An 8,013-nucleotide genomic window follows, 5' to 3' on the forward strand; every position below is an offset into this window, starting at 1 on the left:
ATCGACGCCGCGGGGGCGGGCGCCCGGTCCCTGGCCCCGCTCTCCCGCAGCGGGGTGCTCGCCGAGCCCCCGGCCGTGGGCCCCGGCGCCGTCTCCGGCCTGCTCGCCCGGCTGGCCGGTCATGTCGACCTGGTGCAGATGGCCGTGCGCGCCGGAGCCCCGGAATCGCTGCCGCCCGGCACCGACCTGGCCCAGCGGCTGCTGATCGTGCACGACTTCCCGCACGCCTTCGACGACCGTGCCGTCACCGCCCTGCGGTACCTCGCCGACGAGGGACCGCGTGCCGGCGTCCACCTGTTGCTGGTGGCCGACCGGGAGGACGCCGCCGGATTCGGCGCGCTCCTGGATCCGCTGTGGCGGTCCCTGCTGCGGCTGACCCCGGCTCCCGAGGACCACCTCGCCGACCCGTGGGTCTGCCACGCCTGGACGTACGAGCCCTCCCTGCCGCCCCGGGACGGCAGGACGCTGGAAGGGGTGCTGGACCGTGTGGCAGCCGCCCGGCGCCGGTGACTGTGCGTAACCCATTGCGAGCCAAGGAAAGGTAAAGACGCCCTTTACCTTTCCTTGGTGATTGGTGTACCTTCGGGCAGACGGAGGGGAGTACTCCCTGTCTGCTGCGGCGTTCCCGTCAATACGGCCCGGGCCAGAAGCCCCGGACCCGGGGCGTCGGCCCGCGGCTCGGCCGCCGGGTGGAAGAGACCTCCGGTTTCTCTCTGTGACCGGAGGTATCTGTGGAAGTTTCGTTGTCCCTGTGGGTCGCCACGGTGGCCGTCCTGGCCGTCCTGATCGGCGCCGACTTCTTCATCGGCCGCAAGCCGCACGACGTGTCGGTCAAGGAGGCCGGCATCTGGAGCGCCGTCTGGATCGGCCTCGCCTGTCTCTTCGGCCTCGGCCTGCTGTTCTTCGCCGGCGGTCAGCCCGCCGGTGAGTTCTTCGCGGGCTTCGTGACCGAGAAGTCGCTGAGCGTCGACAACCTCTTCGTCTTCGTCCTGATCATGGCGAAGTTCGCGGTGCCGTCGCAGTTCCAGCAGCGGGTGCTGCTGATCGGCGTACTGATCGCCCTGGTGCTGCGGGCCGTCTTCATCGCGGCGGGCGCCGCGATCATCAGCAGCTTCTCCTGGGTGTTCTACCTCTTCGGCGCGTTCCTGATCTACACCGCCTGGAAGCTGATCCAGGACGCGCGGTCGAAGGACGACGAGGAGGAGTTCGAGGAGAACCGTCTCCTCAAGGCCGCCGAGCGCCGCTTCGGCGTGGCCGACCGCTACCACGGCACCAAGCTGTGGATCCGTCAGAACGGCAAGCGGGTGATGACGCCGATGATGGTCGTCATCCTGGCCATCGGTACCACGGACGTGCTGTTCGCGCTGGACTCGATCCCCGCGATCTTCGGCCTGACCCAGGACCCGTACATCGTCTTCACCGCCAACGCCTTCGCCCTGATGGGTCTGCGGCAGCTGTACTTCCTGATCGGCGGGCTGCTCGAGAAGCTGGTCCACCTGTCCTACGGGCTGTCCGTGATCCTCGGCTTCATCGGCGTGAAGCTGGTGCTGCACGCGCTGCACGAGTCCGGGGTGCACGTCCCCGAGATATCCATCCCCGTCTCCCTCGGCGTGATCTGCGCCGTCCTGGTGATCACCACGATCACCAGCCTGATGGCCAACCGGAGGAAGGCGAAGGCCGAGGCGGAGGCCGAGACCGCAGGAGCCTGAGCGGACGGTCCCGGCCGGCGGAGAACCCGCCGGCCGGGACCGCGCGCTCGCGGTGCACGCCAAGTAATCGATTGAGAGGATCGGCGCATGAAAGTTCTGTCTGCCCGAAAGCGGCCCCCGGGGTCGGTTTGGGCGGTCGCGGCGCCGGTCCTCGCGGCGGTCGTGCTGATCTTCACCTGGGGCCGCTCCGTGCCGCCGGTGGCGGTCGCGCTGATGACCCTGGCGCTGGCGGCCGCGGTGCTCGCCGCGGTCCACCACGCCGAGGTGATAGCCCACCGGGTGGGCGAGCCCTTCGGTTCGCTGATCCTCGCCGTGGCGGTCACCATCATCGAGGTGGGGCTGATCGTCATGCTGATGGCGGGAGGCGGCGAACAGAGCGCGACGCTGGCCCGCGACACCGTCTTCGCCGCCGCGATGATCACCCTGAACGGCATCGTCGGCATCTCCCTGCTCGTCGCCTCGCTGCGGCACCGCACCGCCATCTTCAATTCCGAGGGCACCGGTGCCGCCCTGGCCACGGTGGCCACGCTGGCGACCCTCAGCCTGGTGCTGCCCAACTTCACCTCCAGCGCTCCTGGCCCGGAGTTCAGCGGCGCCCAGCTGGTGTTCGCCGCGGTCGCGGCGCTCGTCCTCTACTGCCTCTACGTCGCCACCCAGACGCGTCGGCACCGTGACTACTTCCTGCCCGTCGCCCGTGAGGGCGGCGTCCTCACCGAGGAGGACCACGCCGACGTGCCGTCCACCCGGACGGCCCTGGTCAGCGTGGGCCTGCTCGCCCTGGCCCTGATCGGTGTGGTCGGCCTCGCCAAAGGCGTCTCGCCCGCCATCGAGAGCGGTGTGGCGGCCGCCGGGATGCCGCACGCGGTCGTCGGTGTGGTCATCGCCCTGCTGGTGCTCCTGCCGGAGACCATCGCCGCGGTGCACGCGGCCCGCCGGGACCGGGTGCAGACCAGTCTCAACCTGGCCATCGGCTCCGCCATGGCCAGCATCGGCCTGACCATCCCCGCCGTCGCCGTGGCCTCGATCTGGCTGCACGGCCCGCTGGTCCTGGGGCTGGCCCCCACCCACATGGTGCTGCTCGCGCTGACCGTCCTGGTCGGCACGCTGACCATCGTGCCCGGCCGGGCCACACCGCTCCAGGCGGGCCTGCACCTGGCGATCCTGGCCGCTTATCTGGAACTGTCCGTCATCCCCTGAGCGTGCCGTGATAGACCCGTCGGAGCCGATCGCACGAGATCACCGCACCGGAGGTCCGCCCATGCCCCGCACGCTCGCCGACGCCCCGATCATGATCCTCAACGGGCCCAACCTGAACCTGCTCGGACAGCGCCAGGTGGAGATCTACGGCACGGGCACCCTCGCCGACGTGGAGGAGATGTGCGCCAAGGCGGCCGCCGCGCACGGCGGGACCGTCGACCTGCGGCAGTCCAACCACGAGGGCGAACTGATCGACTGGATCCACGAGGCCCGGCTCAACCACTGCGGCATCGTGATCAACCCGGCCGCCTACTCGCACACCTCGGTCGGCCTGCTGGACGCCCTCAACACCTGCGACGGGCTGCCGGTCGTCGAGGTGCACATCTCCAACATCCATCACCGCGAGGAGTTCCGGCACCACTCCTACGTCTCGCTGCGCGCCGACGGTGTGATCGCCGGCTGCGGCCTCCAGGGGTACGTCTTCGCGGTGGAGCGCGTCGCGGCCCTGGCGGGGGAGGGCGTCGCGCACACCTGACGCGCGACGCCCCGGCCCGTCACCAGCCGCGTGCCCGCCACTCCGGCAGGTGCGGGCGCTCGGCGCCCAGGGTCGTGTCGTCGCCGTGGCCCGGGTAGACCCAGGTCTCGTCCGGCAGGACGTCGAACAGCTTCGTCTCCACGTCGTGGATCAGGCTGGCGAAGGCCTCGGGGTCCTTCCTCGTGTTGCCCACGCCGCCCGGGAAGAGGCAGTCGCCGGTGAACACGTGCGGATGCCCGTGCGGGTCGTCGTAGACCAGGGCGACGGAGCCGGGGGTGTGGCCCACCAGGTGGCGCGCGGTGAGTTCCACGCGGCCCACCCGGATCACGTCGCCGTCGTCGACCAGCACGTCGGTCGGGACCGGGATGCCCTCGGCGTCCTCCCGGCCGGCGTAGGTGCGGGCGTTCGTGGCGGCCACCACCTCGGCGAGCGCCTGCCAGTGGTCGGGGTGGCGGTGGGTGGTGACGACCGAGGCGATCGAGTCGTCGCCGATGGAACCGATCAGGGTGTGGGCGTCGTTGGCCGCGTCGATCAGCAGCTGCTCGTCCGTGGCCCGGCACCGCAGCAGATACGCGTTGTTCCCCATCGGGCCGACCGCGATCTTCGTGATCATCAGGTCCTGCAGCTCGTGCACATCGGCCGGGCCGCCGACCTTCACCGCTCCCGTGTACGTCATGTCCGCAGCCTATAGCGGGGGCGGGGCCGGGGGCCCGTGGCGGGGGCGGGCCGGGGGCCCCGCGCCCGCCCGACGTGTCCGCCGTACGGGGGAGCCGCCGGGCCGGGGCAACCGGATCGGCGTGACACCCCACACCTTCGGGTGAAACGAAGCGGGATCGGCCGTGAATCGAATGTGCGTGCTATAAGCTCGGTAGCCCACACCGGGAAGCCCGGAAGCGCCCGATTTGTTGTAGAGGGCGGAAACCGGTGAAGTCCCCCGGTGCTGTCAGAGGCTCCCCCTACGCTGAGAAGGACGGGGGCCCCGCCCCTGTCATCTCCCCCAAGAAAGGTGCGGAACGGCGTGGCCGACCGTCTCATCGTCCGTGGCGCGCGCGAGCACAACCTGAAGAACGTCTCGCTCGACCTGCCACGCGACTCGCTCATCGTCTTCTCGGGTCTGTCGGGTTCGGGCAAGTCCTCCCTCGCCTTCGACACGATCTTCGCCGAGGGCCAGCGCCGCTACGTGGAGTCGCTCTCCTCGTACGCCCGGCAGTTCCTCGGCCAGATGGACAAGCCGGACGTGGACTTCATCGAAGGCCTCTCCCCGGCGGTCTCCATCGACCAGAAGTCGACCTCGCGCAACCCGCGCTCGACGGTCGGCACCATCACGGAGGTGTACGACTACCTCCGCCTGCTGTTCGCGCGGATCGGCAAGCCGCACTGCCCCGAGTGCGGCCGCCCCATCTCCCGCCAGTCGCCGCAGGCCATCGTGGACAAGGTGCTCGAGCTGTCCGAGGGCAGCCGGTTCCAGGTGCTGTCCCCGCTGGTGCGCGAGCGCAAGGGCGAGTTCGTCGACCTCTTCGCCGACCTGCAGACCAAGGGCTACAGCCGCGCCCGGGTGGACGGCGAGACGATCCAGCTCTCCGACCCGCCGAAGCTGAAGAAGCAGGAGAAGCACACCATCGAGGTGGTCGTGGACCGCCTCACGGTGAAGAGCTCCGCCAAGCGCCGCCTCACGGACTCCGTGGAGACCGCGCTCGGTCTCTCCGGCGGCATGGTCGTGCTCGACTTCGTCGACCTCCCGGCCGACGACCCCGAGCGCGAGCGGATGTACTCGGAGCACCTGTACTGCCCCTACGACGACCTCTCCTTCGAGGAGCTGGAGCCGCGCTCCTTCTCCTTCAACTCGCCCTTCGGCGCCTGCCCCGACTGCTCCGGCATCGGCACGCGCATGGAGGTCGACCCCGAGCTGATCGTCCCGGACCCGGAGAAGACGCTCGAGGAGGGCGCCATCCACCCGTGGTCCGCGGGCCACGCCAAGGAGTACTTCGGCCGCCTGGTCGACGCGCTCGCCGACGCCCTGGGCTTCCGCACCGACATCCCCTTCGCCGGGCTGCCCGCCCGCGCCAAGAAGGCGTTGCTGTACGGCCACAAGACCCAGATCGACGTCCGCTACCGCAACCGGTACGGCCGCGAGCGCCGGTACACCACGCCGTTCGAGGGCGCCGTCCCCTTCGTCAAGCGCCGCCACGAGGACGCCGAGACGGACAACAGCCGGGAGCGCTTCGAGGGCTACATGCGTGAGGTGCCCTGCCCCACCTGTGAGGGCACCCGCCTGAAGCCGATCGTCCTGGCGGTCACGGTGCACGGGAAGTCGATCGCCGAGATCTCCTCCCTGTCCATCAGCGAGTGCGCCGACTTCCTGGCCCAGCTCAAGCTGACCGGCCGCGAGAAGAAGATCGCCGAGCGGGTCCTCAAGGAGGTCAACGAGCGGCTGCGCTTCCTGGTCGACGTCGGCCTGGACTACCTCTCGCTCAACCGCGCCGCCGGCACGCTCTCCGGCGGCGAGGCCCAGCGCATCCGCCTGGCCACCCAGATCGGTTCCGGTCTGGTCGGCGTGCTCTACGTGCTCGACGAGCCGTCCATCGGTCTCCACCAGCGGGACAACCACCGCCTGATCGAGACCCTGGTCCGGCTGCGCGACATGGGCAACACGCTCATCGTCGTGGAGCACGACGAGGACACCATGAAGGCGGCCGACTGGATCGTCGACGTCGGTCCCGGCGCCGGCGAGCACGGCGGCTCCGTGGTGCACAGCGGCTCCCTCGAGGAACTGCTGGCCAACGCCAAGTCGGAGACCGGCAGGTACCTCTCCGGGAAGAAGTCCATCCCGGTGCCGGACGTCCGGCGGCCGCTCGACCCGGCGCGGCAGCTGACCGTGCGCGGGGCGCGCGAGAACAACCTGAAGGACGTCGACGTGTCCTTCCCGCTCGGAGTCTTCACCGCCGTCACCGGCGTCTCCGGCTCCGGCAAGTCGACGCTGGTCAACGACATCCTCTACACCCACCTGGCGCGTGAGCTGAACGGCGCCCGGCGGGTGCCGGGCCGTCACACCCGGGTCGAGGGCGACGACCTGCTCGACAAGGTCGTGCACGTCGACCAGTCGCCCATCGGCCGCACGCCGCGGTCCAACCCGGCGACCTACACCGGCGTCTTCGACCACGTCCGCAAGCTGTTCGCCGAGACCACCGAGGCGAAGGTCCGCGGCTACCTGCCCGGCCGCTTCTCCTTCAACGTCAAGGGCGGCCGCTGCGAGAACTGCTCCGGCGACGGCACGATCAAGATCGAGATGAACTTCCTCCCGGACGTCTACGTCCCGTGCGAGGTGTGCCACGGGGCCCGGTACAACCGGGAGACCCTGGAGGTGCACTACAAGGGGAAGAACATCGCCGAGGTCCTGAACATGCCGATCGAGGAGGCGCTGGACTTCTTCGAGGCGATCCCCGGCATCTCCCGCCACCTGCGCACCCTCAACGAGGTCGGCCTCGGCTACGTCCGCCTCGGCCAGTCGGCGACCACGCTCTCCGGCGGCGAGGCGCAGCGCGTCAAGCTCGCCACCGAGCTCCAGCGGCGCTCCAACGGGCGCACCGTGTACGTGCTCGACGAGCCGACCACCGGTCTGCACTTCGAGGACATCAGCAAGCTGCTGAAGGTGCTCTCCGGGCTGGTCGAGAAGGGCAACACGGTGATCGTCATCGAGCACAACCTCGATGTGATCAAGACGGCCGACTGGGTCGTCGACATGGGGCCCGAGGGTGGCGCCGGTGGCGGCATGGTCGTCGCCGAGGGCACGCCGGAGGAGGTGGCCGGGGTGCCTGCCAGCCACACCGGCAAGTTCCTGCGCGAGATCCTCGGCGACCGCGTCAGTGACGCGACGCCGGCGGCGAAGCCGCGTAAGCGGGCTGCGTCCCGCAAGGCCTGACGTCCCGCGCCGCGGCCCCCGCTCCCTCCCGGAGCGGGGGCCGCGCTCCGTCCGCCGCCGGTCCCTCCACGGCACCCAGGCCACCGTGCGCCACCCCCACGCCCGTTCCCTCCAAACGCCCCCGCCCGCTCCGTCCGCCCGCTCCGTCCGCCCGCACGGTGCGCAGGTCCTCCCCCCGTGCTGCGGGCATTCGTGCCGCTGGGGCGGCACGGGTGGGCGCAGGCCTCACGTTCGCACGTGACGGCTCGCTCCGCGGAACGCAAGCCTCTCTGGGAAGGGGGCGGGTCGGGGGATGAACAGTGCTGTCCGCCAAGGCTCCGGCTTGTGCGCGCCGCAGTGAGGTCACGTGCGTACGGCGCCGCCCGCTGGGGCGTGGTGGAGCGGACCGCTCGCCGCGGAGGGCGCCGCCCTGCGCCCGCCCTCCCCCAAGCTCTCGGCTTCGCTCGAGCAGGGGGGACCCCCATCGCCCCCTGGGCGGCCCAGCCGCCCGCAGGGCGGCGGGTGTGGCGTGGTGGTCGCCTGTGTGCTGTCCTCTGGGCGGCCCAGCCGCCCGCAGAGCGAGCCCTTGGGCGGCCCAGCTGCTCGCAAGGCGGGGTGGGGACTTCCGTGCTCGCACAGTGGTGGAGGGGGCTGGTTGTGCGGGCGGTGGCACG

The 8,013-nt window shown here is 70.6% G+C and carries 5 protein-coding genes and 1 pseudogene; 5 read left to right on the forward strand and 1 reads right to left on the reverse strand.

Annotated features, from left to right (window positions below; genetic code table 11):
- The 4 genes and pseudogenes from HW445_RS12010 to aroQ all read left to right on the forward strand — a co-directional run.
- Nucleotides 1-510 (forward strand): annotated as a pseudogene (locus HW445_RS12010) (export associated protein); the annotation flags it as partial.
- A 221-nt stretch (nucleotides 511-731) separates the two neighbouring features.
- Complete coding sequence (locus HW445_RS12015; RefSeq protein WP_180221011.1) at nucleotides 732-1,709, forward strand: TerC family protein; 978 nt, start codon at nucleotides 732-734, stop codon at nucleotides 1,707-1,709.
- 87 nt (nucleotides 1,710-1,796) lie between these two features.
- On the forward strand, nucleotides 1,797-2,906 hold the full coding sequence (locus HW445_RS12020) for a calcium:proton antiporter (protein ID WP_180221012.1): 1,110 nt from the start codon (nucleotides 1,797-1,799) through the stop codon (nucleotides 2,904-2,906).
- A gap of 61 nt (nucleotides 2,907-2,967) precedes the next feature.
- Nucleotides 2,968-3,441, forward strand: a complete 474-nt coding sequence (aroQ, locus tag HW445_RS12025) for a type II 3-dehydroquinate dehydratase (protein WP_180221013.1) — start codon at nucleotides 2,968-2,970, stop codon at nucleotides 3,439-3,441.
- Between the two features lie 19 nt (nucleotides 3,442-3,460).
- Here the strand turns inward: aroQ and HW445_RS12030 are convergent, their stop codons facing one another.
- The gene (locus HW445_RS12030) at nucleotides 3,461-4,117 is read right to left on the reverse strand and encodes an MBL fold metallo-hydrolase (RefSeq protein ID WP_151772718.1); all 657 of its coding nucleotides are present in this window, start codon (nucleotides 4,115-4,117) and stop codon (nucleotides 3,461-3,463) included.
- A 342-nt stretch (nucleotides 4,118-4,459) separates the two neighbouring features.
- Between HW445_RS12030 and uvrA the strand changes: the two genes are divergently transcribed.
- A complete protein-coding gene (gene uvrA, locus HW445_RS12035) occupies nucleotides 4,460-7,360 on the forward strand; it encodes an excinuclease ABC subunit UvrA (protein WP_308798929.1) in 2,901 nt (966 codons plus the stop codon).
- The last annotated feature ends 653 nt before the right edge of the window (nucleotides 7,361-8,013 follow it).

This window comes from Streptomyces sp. UH6 (assembly GCF_013421635.1).
Classification (GTDB): domain Bacteria; phylum Actinomycetota; class Actinomycetes; order Streptomycetales; family Streptomycetaceae; genus Streptomyces; species Streptomyces abyssomicinicus.